The 16,873-nt window shown below is 69.0% G+C and carries 16 protein-coding genes and 1 tRNA gene; 9 read left to right on the forward strand and 8 right to left on the reverse strand.

Annotation, left to right across the window (positions count from 1 at the left end; all coding sequences use genetic code 11):
• Positions 1–69 precede the first annotated feature (69 nt).
• The 4 genes from AB0J87_RS09625 (at position 70) to pyk (ending at position 5,204) form a co-directional block, all read left to right on the forward strand.
• Complete coding sequence (locus tag AB0J87_RS09625; protein ID WP_363963794.1) at positions 70–1,584, forward strand: MDR family MFS transporter; 1,515 nt, start codon at positions 70–72, stop codon at positions 1,582–1,584.
• Between the two features lie 172 nt (positions 1,585–1,756).
• Entirely contained in the window at positions 1,757–3,391 is a 1,635-nt protein-coding gene (locus tag AB0J87_RS09630; RefSeq protein ID WP_363965032.1) for a S8 family serine peptidase, read from the forward strand.
• A complete protein-coding gene (locus tag AB0J87_RS09635) occupies positions 3,388–3,738 on the forward strand; it encodes a DUF2784 domain-containing protein (RefSeq protein WP_363963796.1) in 351 nt (116 codons plus the stop codon). Before AB0J87_RS09630 ends, AB0J87_RS09635 begins: the two co-directional genes overlap by 4 nt.
• 35 nt (positions 3,739–3,773) lie before the next feature.
• Positions 3,774–5,204, forward strand: a complete 1,431-nt coding sequence (gene pyk, locus AB0J87_RS09640) for a pyruvate kinase (RefSeq protein WP_355191838.1) — start codon at positions 3,774–3,776, stop codon at positions 5,202–5,204.
• Between the two features lie 264 nt (positions 5,205–5,468).
• On the opposite strand, the gene dapD is transcribed toward pyk, so the two are convergent.
• From dapD to AB0J87_RS09655, 3 genes are read right to left on the reverse strand one after another with little or no spacing between them, the layout of a single operon-like run.
• On the reverse strand, positions 5,469–6,431 hold the full coding sequence (gene dapD, locus AB0J87_RS09645) for a 2,3,4,5-tetrahydropyridine-2,6-dicarboxylate N-succinyltransferase (RefSeq protein ID WP_350726299.1): 963 nt from the start codon (positions 6,429–6,431) through the stop codon (positions 5,469–5,471).
• Positions 6,432–6,455: 24 nt separating this feature from the next.
• The gene (locus tag AB0J87_RS09650; RefSeq protein ID WP_350726301.1) at positions 6,456–6,878 is read right to left on the reverse strand and encodes a pyridoxamine 5'-phosphate oxidase family protein; all 423 of its coding nucleotides are present in this window, start codon (positions 6,876–6,878) and stop codon (positions 6,456–6,458) included.
• Complete coding sequence (locus AB0J87_RS09655; RefSeq protein WP_363963799.1) at positions 6,802–7,806, reverse strand: LysR family transcriptional regulator; 1,005 nt, start codon at positions 7,804–7,806, stop codon at positions 6,802–6,804. The genes AB0J87_RS09650 and AB0J87_RS09655 overlap by 77 nt, the downstream gene beginning before the upstream one ends.
• Positions 7,807–7,877: 71 nt before the next feature.
• On the opposite strand from AB0J87_RS09655, the gene AB0J87_RS09660 reads away from it, so the two are divergent.
• Entirely contained in the window at positions 7,878–8,606 is a 729-nt protein-coding gene (locus AB0J87_RS09660) for an SDR family oxidoreductase (protein ID WP_363963801.1), read from the forward strand.
• A gap of 4 nt (positions 8,607–8,610) precedes the next feature.
• On the opposite strand, the gene AB0J87_RS09665 is transcribed toward AB0J87_RS09660, so the two are convergent.
• Both AB0J87_RS09665 and AB0J87_RS09670 read right to left on the reverse strand, forming a co-directional pair.
• On the reverse strand, positions 8,611–9,381 hold the full coding sequence (locus AB0J87_RS09665; RefSeq protein ID WP_363963802.1) for a helix-turn-helix domain-containing protein: 771 nt from the start codon (positions 9,379–9,381) through the stop codon (positions 8,611–8,613).
• A gap of 63 nt (positions 9,382–9,444) precedes the next feature.
• Positions 9,445–9,519: transfer RNA gene (locus tag AB0J87_RS09670), tRNA-Leu, on the reverse strand.
• A 114-nt stretch (positions 9,520–9,633) separates the two neighbouring features.
• Between AB0J87_RS09670 and AB0J87_RS09675 the strand changes: the two genes are divergently transcribed.
• The 3 genes from AB0J87_RS09675 to AB0J87_RS09685 all read left to right on the forward strand — a co-directional run bounded on the left by AB0J87_RS09675 (position 9,634) and on the right by AB0J87_RS09685 (position 13,246).
• Entirely contained in the window at positions 9,634–10,218 is a 585-nt protein-coding gene (locus tag AB0J87_RS09675; RefSeq protein ID WP_363963804.1) for a response regulator, read from the forward strand.
• Between the two features lie 153 nt (positions 10,219–10,371).
• The gene (locus AB0J87_RS09680) at positions 10,372–11,712 is read left to right on the forward strand and encodes an ABC transporter substrate-binding protein (RefSeq protein ID WP_363963806.1); all 1,341 of its coding nucleotides are present in this window, start codon (positions 10,372–10,374) and stop codon (positions 11,710–11,712) included.
• 229 nt (positions 11,713–11,941) lie between these two features.
• The gene (locus AB0J87_RS09685; protein ID WP_363963808.1) at positions 11,942–13,246 is read left to right on the forward strand and encodes an ABC transporter substrate-binding protein; all 1,305 of its coding nucleotides are present in this window, start codon (positions 11,942–11,944) and stop codon (positions 13,244–13,246) included.
• 3 nt (positions 13,247–13,249) lie between these two features.
• Here AB0J87_RS09685 and AB0J87_RS09690 read toward each other — a convergent pair whose 3' ends face one another.
• The gene (locus AB0J87_RS09690; protein WP_363963810.1) at positions 13,250–14,092 is read right to left on the reverse strand and encodes a hypothetical protein; all 843 of its coding nucleotides are present in this window, start codon (positions 14,090–14,092) and stop codon (positions 13,250–13,252) included.
• Between the two features lie 188 nt (positions 14,093–14,280).
• On the opposite strand from AB0J87_RS09690, the gene AB0J87_RS09695 reads away from it, so the two are divergent.
• On the forward strand, positions 14,281–15,582 hold the full coding sequence (locus AB0J87_RS09695) for an ABC transporter substrate-binding protein (protein WP_363963812.1): 1,302 nt from the start codon (positions 14,281–14,283) through the stop codon (positions 15,580–15,582).
• Positions 15,583–15,636: 54 nt separating this feature from the next.
• Here the strand turns inward: AB0J87_RS09695 and AB0J87_RS09700 are convergent, their stop codons facing one another.
• Both AB0J87_RS09700 and AB0J87_RS09705 read right to left on the reverse strand, forming a co-directional pair.
• Entirely contained in the window at positions 15,637–16,011 is a 375-nt protein-coding gene (locus tag AB0J87_RS09700; protein ID WP_363963814.1) for a hypothetical protein, read from the reverse strand.
• 87 nt (positions 16,012–16,098) lie between these two features.
• Positions 16,099–16,833, reverse strand: a complete 735-nt coding sequence (locus tag AB0J87_RS09705) for an ABC transporter ATP-binding protein (protein WP_350726902.1) — start codon at positions 16,831–16,833, stop codon at positions 16,099–16,101.
• Positions 16,834–16,873 lie beyond the last annotated feature (40 nt).

Below are 16,873 nucleotides of genomic sequence, written 5' to 3' on the forward strand. Positions count from 1 at the left end.
CGACCGGGGTGGCACCCCCGATCGCCGCGGATCACTCCTGCCCTCGCGAAAGAAGCAAGGAGACGACCAATGCTATCCACAACCACGCCCGAGGCCGCACCTCGGCGCTCACTCTGGGTGAGCATGGGCTCACTCATGCTCACCATGTTCCTGGCCGCCGTCGACCAGACGGTCGTGGCGACCGCCATGCCGACCATCGTGGGCGAGCTGAACGGCCTGGAGAGCCTGTCGTGGCTGGTCACCGCGTTCGCGCTGACCTCGGGCATCGCCACGCCCCTCTACGGCAAGCTCAGCGACATGTACGGCCGCAAGAACCTCTACCTGTCGGCCATCGTCCTGTTCGTCCTCGGCTCGGCCCTGTGCGGGCTCGCGCAGTCGATGGGCCAGCTCATCGCCTTCCGGGCCTTCCAGGGCATCGGGGCGGGCGGTCTCATGGTGCTGACCATGACCATCGTCGGCGACCTGGTCACACCCCGCGAACGGGCCAGGTACCAGGGCATCTTCGGCGCGGTCTTCACGCTGGCCTCGATCGCCGGGCCGATCCTCGGCGGCTACCTCACCCAGCACGTCTCCTGGCGCTGGATCTTCTACATCAACCTGCCGCTCGGCGTGGTCGCGCTGGCCGTGGCGTTCGCCGTGCTGAAGCTGCCCAAGCGCGTCTCCCCGCACCGCATCGACTGGCTCGGCGCCGGGCTCATCTCCGGGCTGCTGACCTGCCTGACGCTGTTCGCCTCCTGGGGCGGCACCCTCTACGCCTGGTCCTCGCCGGTCGTCATCGGGCTCGGCGGCGGCGCGGTGCTGCTGGCCGTGCTGTTCGTGCTGGTGGAGCGGGCGGCGGCCGAACCGGTGCTGCCGCTGCGGCTGTTCCGCGACCGGACGTTCACGATCCCGGTGGCCTCCGTCGTGCTCATGGCCACCGCGATGCTCGGCGCGGCCACGTTCCTGCCCGTGTTCCTGCAGCTGGCCACCGGGGCGAGCGCGGCGGACTCGGGGCTGCTGCTGCTCCCGATGATGGCCGGGATGGTCGTCTCGTCGACGCTGACGGGGCAGCTCGTGCACCGGTTCGGCCGGTTCAAGTGGTTCATGGTCACGGGGACGGCGCTCGCCGGGGTCGCCGGGCTCCTGTTCTCCACCATGGACCTCGGGACCAGCGGGTTCGTCTCCGGCGCGTACATGGCGCTCTTCGGGGCCGGGCTCGGCATGGTCATGCAGAACGTGCTGCTGGTCGTGCAGACCACCACCGCGGCGGCGGACCGGGGCGCGGCGACCTCGGCCGTCACGTTCGCCCGGGGCGTCGGCGGCGCGGTGGGCGTGGCGGTGCTGGGCGGCGTCTTCAGCGGCAGGCTCGCGCTGGGACAGGCCTCGCTCACGCCCGAGGCCATCCAGGCGCTGCCCGAGGCCGCGCGGCACGCCACGCAGCTCGCCTTCTCCGACGCCATCAGCGGGGTGTTCGCGTGGGTGGGGCCGATCCTGCTGGCCGCCGCGTTGCTGCTGGCGTTCCTGAGGAACGTACGCCTGACCGACCAGGCGCCGTCCGAGCCGGTCGCGCAGGAGCCCGCCCCGGAGCCCGGCGTACGGGCCTGAGCCCAGGGCTGAGCGGATCCCGTACCCGGGGTCCGCTTAGCTACCTTTAAGCCGAAATTTCGTCAGTTGGTTGCATCACCTGGTAAGTGTCGGGAAGATGCAGAATCTGCGGCACTGGGTGGATGGGGGAACAATGCGGCGGGTCGCCTCTGGCTTGACGGCGTTGGCCACCGTGGTCGCGATGGCCGCCTGCTCGCCCGGCGCATCGCAGGCCCCGCCTCGCGCCGCCACCCCCCAAGGCCCCGAATACCTCGTCTTCTACAACCAAGGCGGGCAGCAACAGGCGCAGCAGGCCGTCGAGAGCGCCGGCGGCACCACGCTCGCGAACGACGCCAAGCTCGGCTACCTGACGGCCACGGGCGGCGGAGGCAGGTTCGCTGAAAACGTGGGCGCGGACGGGTCCGTCGTCGGGGTGTCCCCGGACCGCAGCATCGGCTTCGCCGAAGCCGGCGCCGCCCGCGCCGCCACCCGCCGTACCGGAGGAGCCAAGGGCCGGACGGCGGCCTTCCCCGACGCGCGGTCGTTCACCAAGAGCGGTTCGGGAGAGCCGCTCGCCGGCCGCCAGTGGGACATGCGGATGATCGGCGCCGACCGCGCCAACGCCAAGGTGCCCGGCAGCAGGCAGGTGCTGGTCGGCGTCATCGACACCGGCGTGGACGGCAAGCACCCCGACATCGCCCCCAACTTCAACCGCGAGCTCAGCCGCAACTTTGTCACCGACAAGCCCAAGGACGAGGACGGCGAGACGCTCGACGGCCCCTGCGAGGTCAGCAGCTGCAAGGACCCCGTGGACGAGGACGACGACGGCCACGGCACCCACGTCGCCAGCACGATCGCCGCCCCGATCAACGGCATCGGCATCGCCGGTGTCGCCCCCGGCGTGCAGATCGTGAACATCAGAGCCGGCCAGGACTCCGGCTTCTTCTTCCTCAAGCCCAGCCTCGACGCGCTCACCTACGCCGGCGACATCGGCGTGGACGTCGTGAACATGAGCTACTACGTCGACCCCTGGCTGTTCAACTGCACGAACAACAAGGCCGACTCCAGGAAGCAACAGCTCGAACAGGCGGCCATCATCACCGGCATGCAGCGGGCACTCGACTACGCCCGCCAGCGCGGCGTCACCCTCATCTCCGCCCTCGGCAACGGCTCCACCGACCTCGGCCACCCCAAGGTCGACAAGGAGAGCCCCGGCTACCCGGTGGGCGAGAAGAAGGAGCGCCAGATCGACAACTCCTGCGTCAACGTGCCCGCCGAGTCCGCCGGCGTCATCTCCGTCGCCGGGCTCGGCCCCTCCGGCCGCAAGGCGATCTACAGCGACTACGGCGTCGAGCAGGCCGACGTGTCCGCGCCCGGCGGCGACGCGCTGGACGGCACGGGCGCCAAGGCCACCCGCTCGATCCTGGGCGCCGCGCCCGAGCACGTGCTGCGGGCCGCCGGGCGGATCGACGCGAAGGGCGAGCCCAAGGGCGCCGACGTCGTCAAGGACTGCAAGGGCGGCACCTGCGCCTACTACCAGTACCTCGACGGCACCTCCATGGCCGCCCCGCACGCCACGGGAGTCGCCGCCATCCTCATCAGCCGCTTCGGCAAACCCGGCAAGGGCGGCCTCGAACTGGCCCCGGCCACCGTCGAGGACCTGCTGTACAAGACCGCCACCCCCAAGGCCTGCCCCACGCCCCGCCAATATGTGTACAAAGCCTACGGCCAGGACGTCACGCAGGTCTGCGAGGGAGACCAGGCGGACAACGGCTTCTTCGGGCACGGTGTCGTGGACGCATGGAAAGCGGCTACCGTCGAACCATGATGTATCGCATCATCGCGGACGCCGCGATGATGGTGCACTTCGCGTTCCTGGCCTACCTGGCCGTGGGCGGGTTCCTCGCGTGGCGCTGGCGGCGTACGATCTGGGCGCACCTGGCCGTGGTCGGCTGGGGCCTGCTCTCGCTCGTGACCGGCGTCGAGTGCCCGCTCACCGAGATCGAGGACTGGGGACGCCGGAACGCGGGGCAGCCCGAGCTGCCCCGCGGTGGATTCATCGACAACTACATCGAGGGCGTGATCTACCCGGAGCAGTACACGAACTTGGTACGTCTGGGGGTCGCCGTTCTCGTTCTGTTCTCTTACGTAGGCTACGTTCTCCGTCGTCAGTGACTGCCAAGTGGTCTGTACCAATTAAGGTAGGACTCGTGACTCGTCGCGCGAAAATCGTCTGCACCCTAGGCCCCGCCACCTCCTCCAAAGAACGCCTCCGCGAGCTGATCGCCGCAGGCATGGACGTGGCACGGTTCAACCTCAGCCATGGCACTCATGACATGCACAGAGAGGTCTACGACCGGGTCAGGGAGGTGGCGGCCGACCTCGGCCGCGGCGTAGGCATGCTCGCCGACCTGCAGGGCCCCAAGATCCGCGTCGGCACGTTCGAGGAGGGCCCCGTCAGGCTGGGCTTCGGCGACGTCTTCACCATCACCACCGAAGACGTCCCGGGCGACCGCGAGCAGGTCTCCACCACCTACAAGGGGCTGCCGAACGACGTGCGCCCCGGTGACACGATCCTCGTCGACGACGGCCGCCTCGTGCTCGAGGCCACCCGCGTCGACGGTGAGCGCATCACCACCCGTGTCGTCATCGGCGGCATGATCTCCGACAACAAGGGCCTCAACCTGCCCGGCGTCAACGTCAGCGCCCCCGCCCTGACCGACAAGGACGAGGCCGACCTGCGCTGGGCGCTGCGCACCGGCTTCGACATGATCGCCCTGTCCTTCGTCCGCCGCCCGTCCGACGCCGACGTGGTGCGCAACATCATGGAGCAGGAGGCCGTACGCCTGCCACTGCTCGCCAAGATCGAGAAGCCGCAGGCCGTCGACCGCCTCCCCGAGATCGTCGAGGCCTTCGACGGCATCATGGTCGCCCGCGGCGACCTGGGCGTCGAGCTGCCGCTGGAGCAGGTGCCGATCGTGCAACGGCGCATCATCGAGCTGTGCCGCGAGAAGGCCCACCCGGTCATCGTCGCCACCCAGATGCTCGACTCGATGATGAACGCCCCGCGCCCCACCCGGGCCGAGGCCTCCGACGTGGCCTACGCGGTCATGGACGGCGCCGACGCGGTCATGCTGTCGGGCGAGACGTCGGTCGGCAACTACCCGATCGAGTCCGTCTCCACGATGGACCGCATCGCCTGCGCCGCCGAGGAGACGTCCCTGCACGCCACGCACACGCTGGAGCGCATGCCGGAGACCACCGGCGGCGCCATCGCGCGGGCGGCGGCCGAGGTGGGGGCCATCGTGGGGGCCAAGGCACTGGTGGCGTTCACGATGTCGGGGGAGACGGCGCGCCGCCTGGCCCGCTACCGCTCGCCGATCCCGCTGCTGGCCTTCACGTCGTCGCCGCACGTGCGGGGGCAGCTGTCGTTGACGTGGGGGGTGGAGACGTTCCACGTGCCGTTCGTGCACCACACCGATGACATGGTGCGGCAGGTGGAGGCTTCGCTGCTGTCGTCCGGGCGGCTGGAGAAGGGGGACAAGGTGGTCATCGTGGCCGGCTCGCCTCCCGGCACCCCGGGCTCCACCAACGCCCTGCGCGTCCACACCGTCGGTTCGGCCGTCTCCCACACGCACTAACCTTCAGTTTTTACGGCTGCGCACGGTGGGCACCACCCGCCGCCCGTGGCACGCTTTGGATTCTTTACGGCTGCGCACGGTGGGCACCACCCGCCGCCCGTGGCTGAGGGCCCTCCAGGGAGACGCTTACCCGCCTCACCGGCGCGCCGCCGCAACGGCGCGCCGTGGGCCATCTCCGTGGGGTTCGCTTGATCGGCGCGCCCGGCGAAGCCCAAGGCGGGCGGCGCCGGTGGCCGGGCGCCGCCCGTAGGGGCGGTCAGGGGGTCAGTTGGCGTGCAGGGCGGCGTTCAGCTCGATGCCGCCGCCCGTGCGCGGCACCGCCTCCACCGCGCCCGACTGCGAGTTGCGGCGCAGCAGGACCCCGTTCGAGCCCGACAGCTCGGCGGCCTTCACCACCGTGCCGTCCGGGAGCGCGACCTTCGTGCCCGCCGTCACGTACAGCCCGGCCTCCACCACGCAGTCGTCCCCCAGCGAGATGCCGATGCCCGCGTTGGCGCCGAGCAGGCAGCGCTCGCCGATCGAGATGACCTGCTTGCCGCCGCCGGACAGCGTCCCCATGATCGAGGCGCCGCCACCCACGTCGGAGCCGTCGCCGACGACCACGCCGGCCGAGATGCGGCCCTCGACCATGGAGGCGCCCAGGGTGCCGGCGTTGAAGTTGACGAAGCCCTCGTGCATGACCGTGGTGCCGCTCGCCAGGTGGGCGCCCAGGCGCACCCGGTCCGCGTCGGCGATCCGCACGCCGGAAGGCAGCACGTAGTCCACCATCCGCGGGAACTTGTCCACCCCGTACACCGTCACCGCGCCCCTCGCCCGCAGCCGCAGGCGCGTCCGCTCGAAGTCCGGCACCGGGCACGGACCGAAATTGGTCCACGCGACGTTGGCGAGCAGGCCGAAGACGCCGTCCAGGTTGACCCCGTGCGGCCTGACCAGGCGCGCGGACAGCAGGTGCAGCCGCAGGTAGACGTCGTGGGCGTCCACGGGCGCCTCGGAGAGCTTGGCGATGCCGGTGCGCACCGCCACCACCTCCACGCCCCGCGCCGCATCGGGACCCGTCAGCTCGGCCAGCTCACCGGCCTCGCCGGCGGAGAGCCGCTCGGTGCCCGTCGCGGGCGCGTCGCCCAGCTCGGGGGCGGGGAACCAGGTGTCGAGTACGGTGCCGTCGGCGGCGATGGTCGCGAGGCCGACGCCGAACGCGCCGGTCGAGGTGGGATCGATAGCAGTCACGGGCCCAAAAATACCGTTTCCGGGTCAGCCGAGAGCGCCCAGGTCGGCGGAGAGCCAATGCTCGGGTCGCATCCGGAACGTCATGAGCACGTGCAGGTCCGAGCCCTGCACGTATCCCTCCACCGCGTCGGGCGGCAGGTAGCGGGAGGAGATGCGCGTCAGGTCCTCCAGCGTCGTGGGCCCGGAGCGCACGACGGGCCCCTCGACGGACACGTACCGGTAGGTCGGGCTGACCCGCTGCACCAGCATCGAGAACCTGGTCGCCTTCGCGATCAGCTTGGCCTTGCGCGAGCCGCCGTCCGTCAGGAAGCGGATCTCACCGCCGGGGACGTAGTCGTACCAGACGGGCACGATCAGCGGCGCGCGCCCGTCACCCGTCTCCACCGCCAGGCTCGCGATGTGCGGCTCCGCCAGGAACGCCTCCCTCGCCGCCACGCTCAACGGCATGCCGCCCCACCCCCGTCTTCATCGATCTTGAGACCGATATTCCCGATGGGAGCGATCCCGAAAGCTCTTCGATCGCGGTTTTGCCCAGGTGATCCCCATCTGCGGCGGCCAGATTCCGGGCCGCGACCGTCGTCGCCGTGTGCACGAACCCCGCCAGCGCCCGCGACCGTACCCCCTCCGGCCAGGCCAGCACCACCGTCGTCGGAGCGCCGTCGAGCACCGGAACACACACCAGATCCCGCCGCAGATGATCCCGCACCGACTCCGGCACCACCGCGATCAACCGCCCCAACGCCACCAGTTGCATCAACATGGACGGATCGTGCAGCTCCGGATGCTGACCCGGCCAGCACGGAGTCGGGTCCTCCTCCAACTCGGCCAGGCGCACAAAAGGCCGCCCCGCCAGCCGGTGCCCGGGCTGCACGATCGCCACGCTGCCCTCCTCACGGAGCGGCTCGCTGTCGAAACCCGTCAGATCCTCGTACGGGCTGTGCAGGAACGCCACGTCGGCCGTGCCGTCACGGAGCATCCGCGCCCGCTCCGTCACCGCGCACAGGACCAGATCCACCTCGACGGCGTCCGGATGGGCGCGATAGTCGGCGAGGATCTCCGGCAGCAGGCCGCCGTCGCCGCCCGCCTTCATCGCCACCACCAGCCGGGGCACGGCGCGCCCCGCCCGCTGCGTGCGCACCGTCGCGGCGGCCACCGCGTCGAGGACCTTGGCCGCCTCCCTGGCCAGCACCTCGCCCGCCGGAGTCAGCGAGATCCGCCGCCCCGACCGGTCGAACAACGTCACCCCGAGCCGCCGCTCCAGCTTCTGGATCGCCCTCGACAGCGGCGGCTGCGCCATGCCCAGCCGCTCGGCCGCCCGCCCGAAGTGCAGCTCCTCCGCGACGGCGGCGAAATAGGCCAGCTCGCGCGTTTCCATACCCTCAGGGTATGGCCCATGACCCACCCGGTGTTGGCCCCGGAACAGCCGGCGATGGTGTGCTTCCCGACATGACCGACAAGACCACCGCCCTGGTGACCGGGGCGAACAAGGGCATCGGATACGAGGTCGCCGCCGGACTCGCGCGCACGGGCATGACGGTGCTGCTCGGCTCCCGCGACCGGGCACGCGGAGAGGAGGCCGCCGCCCGGCTCCGCGCCGAGGGCGGCGACGTGCGCCCCGTCCTGCTGGACGTCACCGACCCGGCCACGATCGACGCCGCCGCCGTCACGCTGACCCGCCTCGACGTGCTGGTCAACAACGCGGGCATCGCGGGCCCCATGAGCGACCCGCCCAGCGCGATGTCCCCGCGAACCCTCCGGGAGGTGCTCGAGACGAACGTCGTCGGCGTCCTCATGGTCACCAACGCCATGCTCCCCCTGCTCAGACGCTCACCGGCGGCCCGCATCGTGAACGTCTCCAGCGGCGTCGGCTCCCTCGCCCACCACACCGACCCCGGCCATTACATGTCCGCCCTGCCGCCCTCGGCCACCTATCCCGTGTCCAAGACCGCGCTCAACTCCCTGACCGTCCAGTACGCCAAGGAACTGCGCGAGGAAGGCATCCTCGTCAACGCCGCCGCCCCGGGCGCCTGCGCCACCGACCTCACCAAGGACCTGCCGTACAAACCCACCCGCACGGCCGCGGACGGGGCCGCTGTCATCATCCGGCTGGCCACCCTCGGCCCCGACGGCCCGACCGGCGGCTTCTACGACGACGCCGGGGTCATGCCCTGGTGACCGGTCAGTATTTCGGGCCGACGTGAAGGTCGAGCAGCTTCACCGCCTCCTTGCGGGCGACCGAGAGCTCGTTGCGGTTGTTGAACCGCCAGGCCACGCCGAGCAGATCGAGCGCCTCGCCGCAGAGGGCGAGGATGTCGGGGGACTCGTTCTTGAAGTGGTAGCGCGGATATTCGTACCAGCGGACGCCGCTGGGCAGGACGCGGCGGACCCGGTTGGTCCCACGCCAGCCGTCGGAGTGGATGAGGCCCCTGACGAACCTCCCGGGATGCGCCGAGACGATCTCCCGCTGCCACGGCTCGAGCACGATCGGGCGCTCATGCTTCTTGCCGGGGCCATGCTGCGGGAACAGGTGCGGCCAGTGCTTGGAGTAGGAGTTGACGTCCTTGCATCCTTGTAGCTGCCGCACGCGGACCTTGTTGGTCGGCCGAACGGCCTGGAGGGCCTCGATGCATTCTTGGACGAGACCAGGCCACCGGTTTGCGCATGCGATCCGCAGGGCCCAGACCTGCTTGGACCGATCGCCGACCCAGCAGATGCAGCCGTCGCCGAGGTAGAGGCCGAGCAGGTAGGCGTAGCTGTCGGCAGGAGCGGGGGAATGGGGTTGCCGCGCACAACGCGGGCACGTGCCGGTCATCGGAGAGTCATGCGCAGGGCGGTTACGCCACCGATGGATCGTGGTGGGGCTGACGCCGGTCTGGCGGCTGGTCTCGCTGATGCTGAGTCCCGACCCAAGCAGGCGAAGCGCTTCGTCACGGACGGCGAGATCATACATGCGGAGAGTGTCGCACTCGGGTACGACAAGACCGCCCGGCCGAAAGGGCCGGGCGGCTGATCGTGCCCCGGGTGGGACTCGAACCCACACTGTACGGGTTTTGAATCCGCTCCCTCATGCCAATTGGGGTACCGGGGCTGAAGCCGGAAATTTCCGGATTCATTTGGATTGCACGGTCGAAGCTTAGCCCAAGCTTGGGCCGGGTCGATCCGGCGTGGATCTAATCTACCGGACATCGGTACTCTTCTGCTCGTGAGTACGCAGCGGCGAGTAGTGATCGCGGAAGACGAGGCCCTGATCCGCCTCGACCTCAAGGAGATGCTCCAGGAGGACGGCTACGTCGTCGTGGGCGAGGCCGGGGACGGTGAGCAGGCGATCCGGCTGGCCGCCGAGCTGAGGCCGGACCTCGTGATCCTGGACGTGAAGATGCCCGTGCTCGACGGCATCTCGGCGGCCGAGCGGATCGCGGCCGAGCGGATCGCCCCGTGCCTGATCCTGACCGCGTTCTCCCAGCGTGACCTGGTCGAGCGGGCCAGGGACGCGGGGGCGATGGCCTATCTGGTCAAGCCGTTCACGAAGGCGGATCTGGTGCCGGCGATCGAGATGGCGGTCAGCAGGCACGAGGAGATGGTCGCGCTGGCGTCCGAGGTGTCGAGCCTGTCGGAGCGGCTGGAGACCAGGAAGCTGGTGGAGCGGGCCAAGGGTCAGCTGATGACGCAGCACGGCTGGAGTGAGCCGCAGGCGTTCAGGTGGATCCAGAAGGCGTCGATGGATCGGCGGTTGAGCATGCGTGAGGTTGCTCAGATCGTTATAGATGACGCGGCCGAGCGGGGCTGAAAAAGGCTTATATCAAGTCTTTTGGGCCGGTGGGTTGTGGTGTGGTCACGAGTGGGCATCCAACCGGCTTCGAGTGCTTTTCGTGGGAGGTGTCCCGGCGCGTAACTGATGGGCGGACGGAAGGTCCGCTCATCTCGAACGGAGACGCTTTCGATGATCCGTATTTCCCGCGCGCCGGTCGCCGCCACAGCGATCCGCGTACCCGCGCTCGCCGCCGCCCGCTTGCCGGTCGCCGTCGCGGCGGCGTGTCTGGTGCTGGCCGCGTGTTCGGGCGGAGGCACGACCGCCGCCCCCGCCGGGTCCGCCTCGGCTTCGTCCTCCTCGGCCGGGGCCGCGAAGAAGGGGGACGGCACGCTGACGATCGGCACGGTGCTGCCGCAGACGGGTTCGCTCGCGTATCTGGGCCCGCCCATGTTCACGGGTGCGAACCTGGCGCTCAAGGAGGTGAACGAGGCGGGCGGGGTGCTCGGCAAGCCGGTCACCAAGTACGACACGGACTCGGGTGACACCACCACGAACATCGCCTCGCAGTCGGCCGACAAGCTGCTGACGCAGAAGGTGGACGCGATCGTGGGTGCGGCTTCGTCGTCGGTGTCGGAGTCGATCATCGACAAGATCACCCGTGCGGGGGTCGTGCAGTTCTCGCCGGCGAACACGTCGGACAAGTTCACCACGATCAACGACCGTGGGCTCTATTTCCGTACGGCGCCGCCGGACAAGCTGCAGGGCCGGGTGCTGGGTGACCTGGTGGTGGGGGACGGCAACGACACGGTGGGCATTCTGGCCATGCAGGACTCGTACGGCACGGGTCTGGCGGATCAGGTGCAGAAGACCATCACCGACGGCGGTGGCGAGGTCGTGGAGCGGGTGGACTACGACCCGAAGGCGGCCGACTTCTCCGCGGACGTGGCCAGGATCAAGGCGAAGAATCCGAAGGGCATCGTGCTGATCGGGTTCGAGGAGACGGCGAAGGTCGTGGCGGAGCTGGTCAAGCAGGGCCTGACGGCGGACAAGCACAAGTGGTACATGGTGGACGGCAACATGTCGAACACCAACTTCGTCAGGGCTCCGAAGGGCACGCTCAAGGACGTCAAGGGCACGCTGCCCGGCGCGGCGGCGCCCGAGGCGTTCCAGAAGAAGCTGCTGGCGGTCAATCCCAAGCTGACCGAGTTCACGTACGCGGCGGAGTCGTACGACGCGGTGACGCTGATCGCGCTGGCGGCCGAGGTGGCCAAGGACGACTCGGGGGCGGCCATCGCGGCGAACCTGGTGGCCGTGAGCAAGTCCGGCGAGAAGTGCACCGGTTTCAAGGAGTGCGTGGACCTGCTGAAGGCCGGTAAGGACATCGACTACGAGGGTGTCAGCGGACCGGTCGACTTCAACGAGGTGGGCGACCCGTCGGTGGCGACGATCGGGGTCTACCAGTACGGGGCGGACAACAAGTTCGACGCGGCGAAGGCGGTCGAATATCGCCAGGGCAACATCGCGGGCTGAGGAGCGCCCCTTGCACCCCAGATCCGGAAATTTCCGGATCTGGGGTGTGTCGTGTCTGACAGGACCGTAACTCACACGAAACACATCATTACTATCAGTGTTTGTGACATTACGAATCCGCATAAAAGCCGCGTAAGAACTCCCCATCACCTGTTCGAACAGGCATGCTGAGCTCGGAAAACCCAGCGAAGGTGATCGTTCCTTCGTTGAGATAGGGGGAGTCTCTTTTATGATGCGCATTGCTCCAACGGGGCGCGTGCTGGCCGTCGCGGCTGCGGCGAGCCTGGCTCTGACGGCCTGTGGCGGTGGCGGCGGCGACACGGCCGCGAAGCAGTCCGAGTCGGCGGCCCCGTCCACGGCGGCCTCCTCGGCGCCCGCGGCGAAGGGCGACGGCACGCTGACCCTCGGCACCGTGCTGCCGCAGACGGGCTCGCTCGCGTTCCTCGGCCCGCCCGAGTTCGCCGGCGTGGACCAGGCCGTCAAGGAGATCAACGAGGCCGGCGGCGTGCTCGGCAAGCCGATCACCAAGGTCCACACGGACTCGGGTGACACGAGCACGAACATCGCCTCGCAGTCGGTGGACAAGCTGCTGGCCCAGAAGGCCGACGCCATCATCGGCGCCGCGTCGTCGTCGGTGTCGGAGTCGATCATCGACAAGATCACGGGTGCGGGCGTGGTGCAGTTCTCGCCGGCCAACACCTCCGACAAGTTCACCACGATCAGCGACAAGGGCCTGTACTTCCGTACGGCGCCGCCGGACAAGCTCCAGGGCCGCGTGCTCGGCGACCTGATCGCCGCCGACGGCAACGACACCATCGGCATCCTGGCCATGCAGGACTCCTACGGCTCCGGCCTGGCCGACCAGGTCACCAAGACCGCCGAGGAGGCCGGCGCCAGCGTCGTGGAGCGGGTCGACTACGACCCGAAGGCGGCCGACTTCTCCGCCGACGTGGCCAAGATCAAGGCGAAGAACCCGAAGGCGATCGTGCTGATCGGCTTCGAGGAGGGCGCCAAGGTCGTGGCCGAGCTGGTCAAGCAGGGCCTGACGACGGACAAGTACAAGTGGTACATGGTGGACGGCAACATGTCGAACACCAACTACCAGAAGATGCCCAAGGGCACGCTCAAGGGCGTCAAGGGCACCATCCCGGGCGCCGAGGCGCCCGAGGAGTTCAGGAAGAAGCTCGTCGAGCTCAGCCCCAAGCTGAGCGACTTCACGTACGCGGCCGAGTCGTACGACGCGGCGAACCTGATCGCCCTCGCCGCCGAGGCGGCCAAGGACGACTCCGGCGCGTCCATCGCCGCCAAGCTGCCCGAGGTGAGCAAGGGCGGCGAGAAGTGCAAGAGCTTCAAGGAGTGCGTCGACCTGCTCAAGGCCGGCAAGGACATCGACTACGACGGCCTCAGCGGCCCGGTCGAGTTCAACGACGCCGGTGACCCGGCAGTGGCCACGATCGGCGTCTACCAGTACGGCGACGACAACAAGTACCCCGGCAAGGCGCTGGAGTACCGCACCGGCAAGATCGAGGGCTGACCCTCAGCCGCCCAACCCGCACGTCTTCATCGCCCAGGGGATGAGGCGGTCCTGCAGCGGCTTGGGCGGCACCACGATGACCACGCGCTCCTGACCCCCGTCGATGCTGGCCCGCACGGGGAACAGGAAGGCCTTCTTGGCCTCGGCGAACGCGTGGGGGTCGCAGCGGCCGGGGGTGAGCGCGATCGGCACCTCCAGCCGCTGCCGACCGGCGGCCAGCACGCCCAGGGGCCGGTGCTCGGGCGTGACGATGAAGTGGGTGGTCCCGCCCATGTCGTTGACGGTGACGGCGCCGTTCCCGCGCCGGTTGATCACCAGGTTGCCCCGCATGGCCTTGTCGGCGTCCTTCCACTCGGGGCCGAACTCGATGTCCGCCGCCTCCTTGATCAGGAACTCCGAGCACTCGTCGCGCAGCAGCCTGGCCAGCAGCGGGTCGGGGTGGGGGACGTTGAAGACCACCTTGCGCGGCTGCTCGGAGCCGGTGCTGACGTGCGCCACGACCGTGGCCGGCTGGACCTCGGGCAGCCCCTGGGGGAGGCAGTTGGCGGGCCCGTACGTGATGCGCAGGTCCGTCCGCTCGGTCTTCTTGAGGGTGGCGTCGGTCCGTTGCGCCGGCAGGGTTTTGAATGACGGCGTGACCAGCTGGACGTCGGCGAAATAGACCGGTGTGTCCGTGGTATTGCGGACGGCCACCTCCAGCGCGTGCACGGGCTCGTCCGAACGCCATTGCGCCAGTGAGACCGATACGCCCGCCGGGGGAGTCGCGGGCGGCGGCGAAGGCCGTTCGGAGGCGGCGCAACCGGCGAGGAGGAGCACCATGGCGAGGGGAACCGTAAAGCGCTTCACTCGATGCAGATTAAGCGTGCTTGCCCAGGTCCGTAAGTTGAGGACTGATTACGACTCCGCATCCAAGTGCCGACAGTTCCCCAGTGCATCTGGTTGGAGCACGCAGCAGTTTTATACGTTTCCTGCATTCGTTCGGGAACGCTCGGCGGTGCTGACCGATCCCGGCCTGGAAATGAAGGAGACACTTCATGATCCGCATTGCTCCCGTGGGGCGGGCGCTGGCTGTCGTGGCTGCCACCAGCCTCGCCCTGACAGCCTGCGGCGGTGGCGGCGGCAACACCGCCACGCAGACGTCAGAGTCTGCCGCCGCGCCGTCGTCGTCGGCGCCCGCCGCGGCGAAGGGCGATGGCACTCTCACCATCGGCACCCTGCTGCCCCAGACCGGTTCGCTGGCCTTCCTCGGCCCGCCCGAGATCGCGGGAGTCGACGCCGCCGTCAAGGAGATCAACGAGGCCGGTGGCGTGCTCGGCAAGCCGATCACCAAGTACGACACCGACTCGGGTGACACCACCACCAACATCGCCTCGCAGTCGGTGGACAAGCTGCTGGCGCAGAAGGCCGACGCCATCATCGGCGCCGCGTCGTCGTCGGTGTCGGAGTCGGTGATCGACAAGATCACGGGTGCGGGCGTGGTGCACTTCTCGCCGGCCAACACCTCCGACAAGTTCACCACGATCAACGACAAGGGCCTGTACTTCCGTACCTCGCCGCCCGACAAGCTGCAGGGGCGCGTGCTGGGTGACCTCGTGGTGGCCGACGGCAACGACACGGTGGGCATCCTGGCCATGCAGGACTCCTACGGCACGGGTCTGGCCGACCAGGTCCAGAAGACCGTCACCGACGGCGGTGGCGAGGTCGTCGAGCGCGTCGACTACGACCCGAAGGCGGCCGACTTCTCCGCCGACGTGGCCAAGATCAAGGCCAAGAACCCCAAGGGCATCGTGCTGATCGGGTTCGAGGAGACGGCGAAGGTCGTGGCCGAGCTGGTCAAGCAGGGCCTGCCCGCCAGCAAGCACAAGTGGTACATGGTGGACGGCAACACGTCCAACACGAACTACGTGAAGATGCCCAAGGGCACGCTCGACGGCGTCAAGGGCACGATCCCGGGTGCCGCGGCCCCCGAGGAGTTCGAGAAGAAGCTCCTGGCCATCAACCCCAAGCTCCAGGACTTCAGCTACGCCCCCGAGTCCTACGACGCCGCCAACCTGATCGCGCTGGCCGCCGAGGCCGCCAAGAGCGACGCCGGCACGGACATCGCGGCCAAGCTCGCCGAGGTGAGCAAGGGCGGCGAGAAGTGCAAGAGCTTCAAGGAGTGCGTGGACCTGCTGAAGGCCGGCAAGGACATCGACTACGAGGGCGTCAGCGGCCCGGTCGAGTTCAACGAGGCCGGTGACCCGTCCGTGGCCACCATCGGCATCTACCAGTACGGCGCCAACAACAAGTACGCCACCAAGGCACTCGAGTACCGCACCGGCAACATCGCCGGCTAGTACCGCCGCCTCACACGGAAGGGCCCGGCCGCCATGGCCGGGCCCTTCTCGTCGCTACTTGCAGCCCGCCACGATCTGGTCGGCGGCCACGCGGTACTGCTTGAGCAGCGCCACCTGCCGCTCCCGGGGCACGTCGTTCCTGGACAGCCCGGCGGTCGTGGCCTTGATCGTCTGTACGGCGCCCTTCAGCGAGTCGGGCAGCCGGTCGCCGAACTCCAGCGTGATCCCGCGCAGCTCCGCCAGGCGGCCGATCACGGCGTCCTCGAAATATTGCCGGTCCTCCTGACCCTTCGGTTCCAGCATGAGGTTGGCGTACCCGATGGCCGAGACCACGCGGGCGCAGGGGCTGTCGGTGGGATCGCCGCCGGTGCTGTATTTGGACGCGGACGAGGCGTTGCCCTGGCATCCGACGAGCAGGACGGGAAGCATGAGCGCGACTGTCGCTAAACGTTTCACAACGCACATTAAAGAACGGCGAAGGGGCCCATGGGAGCCCCTTCGCCGTTCGCGATCGTCTTACGCCTTGGCCAGCGTGCCGAGGTACAGCTCGATGACCTTGGGGTCGTTGGCGAGCTGCCGCCCGGTGCCGGTGTAGGCGTTGCGGCCCTGGTCGAGGACGTAGCCGCGGTGGCAGATCTGCAGGCAGCGCCGCGCGTTCTGCTCCACCATGATCACCGTCACGCCCGCCTTGTTGATCTGCTGGGCCTGGATGAACACCAGGTCCTGCAGCTTCGGCGACAGGCCCGCGGACGGCTCGTCGAGCAGGAGCACGGACGGCTCGGTCATGAGGGCCCTGGCCATCGCGACCATCTGCCGCTCACCGCCGGACAGGGAGCCGGCGCGCTGCTTGCGCCGCTCCTTGAGCGCGGGGAACAGCTCGGCCACGAACTCGAAGCGCTCCTTGAACTTCCCCGGCACCTGGAAGGCGCCCATCTCGAGGTTCTCCTCGATGGTGAGGCTGGGGAAGACGTTGTTGGTCTGCGGCACGTAGCCGACGCCGCGGGCGACCAGCGAGTGCGCCTTCATGTTCGTGATGTCCTCACCCTTGAGCAGCACGGTGCCGCTGCGGATGGTGACCAGCCCGAACATGGCCTTGAGCAGGGTCGACTTGCCGGCGCCGTTGGGGCCGATGATGCCGATCAGCTCGCCCTCTTTGACGTAGAGGTCGGAGCCGTTGAGGATGTTGACGCCCGGCAGGTAGCCGGCGATCAGCTCGTCGCACCTCAGCACGGCGTCCTCGGCGCCTGCCAGGTGGTCGCCGCGGTCGGTGACGGCCGCCTTCGACTGGGCC

It is taken from the genome of Nonomuraea sp. NPDC049625, assembly GCF_040675285.1.
Taxonomy (GTDB): domain Bacteria; phylum Actinomycetota; class Actinomycetes; order Streptosporangiales; family Streptosporangiaceae; genus Nonomuraea; species Nonomuraea angiospora_A.

Excerpts from the sequence above, each read along its gene's own strand:
- AB0J87_RS09625 (WP_363963794.1), top strand. The coding sequence starts at position 70 with ATGCTATCCACAACCACGCCCGAGGCCGCACCTCGGCGCTCACTCTGG.
- AB0J87_RS09635 (WP_363963796.1), top strand. The coding sequence starts at position 3,388 with ATGATGTATCGCATCATCGCGGACGCCGCGATGATGGTGCACTTCGCG.
- AB0J87_RS09650 (WP_350726301.1), bottom strand. The coding sequence starts at position 6,878 with ATGCCGTTGAGCGTGGCGGCGAGGGAGGCGTTCCTGGCGGAGCCGCAC.
- AB0J87_RS09655 (WP_363963799.1), bottom strand. The coding sequence starts at position 7,806 with ATGGAAACGCGCGAGCTGGCCTATTTCGCCGCCGTCGCGGAGGAGCTG.
- AB0J87_RS09660 (WP_363963801.1), top strand. The coding sequence starts at position 7,878 with ATGACCGACAAGACCACCGCCCTGGTGACCGGGGCGAACAAGGGCATC.
- AB0J87_RS09665 (WP_363963802.1), bottom strand. The coding sequence starts at position 9,381 with ATGTATGATCTCGCCGTCCGTGACGAAGCGCTTCGCCTGCTTGGGTCG.
- AB0J87_RS09680 (WP_363963806.1), top strand. The coding sequence starts at position 10,372 with ATGATCCGTATTTCCCGCGCGCCGGTCGCCGCCACAGCGATCCGCGTA.
- AB0J87_RS09685 (WP_363963808.1), top strand. The coding sequence starts at position 11,942 with ATGATGCGCATTGCTCCAACGGGGCGCGTGCTGGCCGTCGCGGCTGCG.
- AB0J87_RS09695 (WP_363963812.1), top strand. The coding sequence starts at position 14,281 with ATGATCCGCATTGCTCCCGTGGGGCGGGCGCTGGCTGTCGTGGCTGCC.
- AB0J87_RS09700 (WP_363963814.1), bottom strand. The coding sequence starts at position 16,011 with ATGCTTCCCGTCCTGCTCGTCGGATGCCAGGGCAACGCCTCGTCCGCG.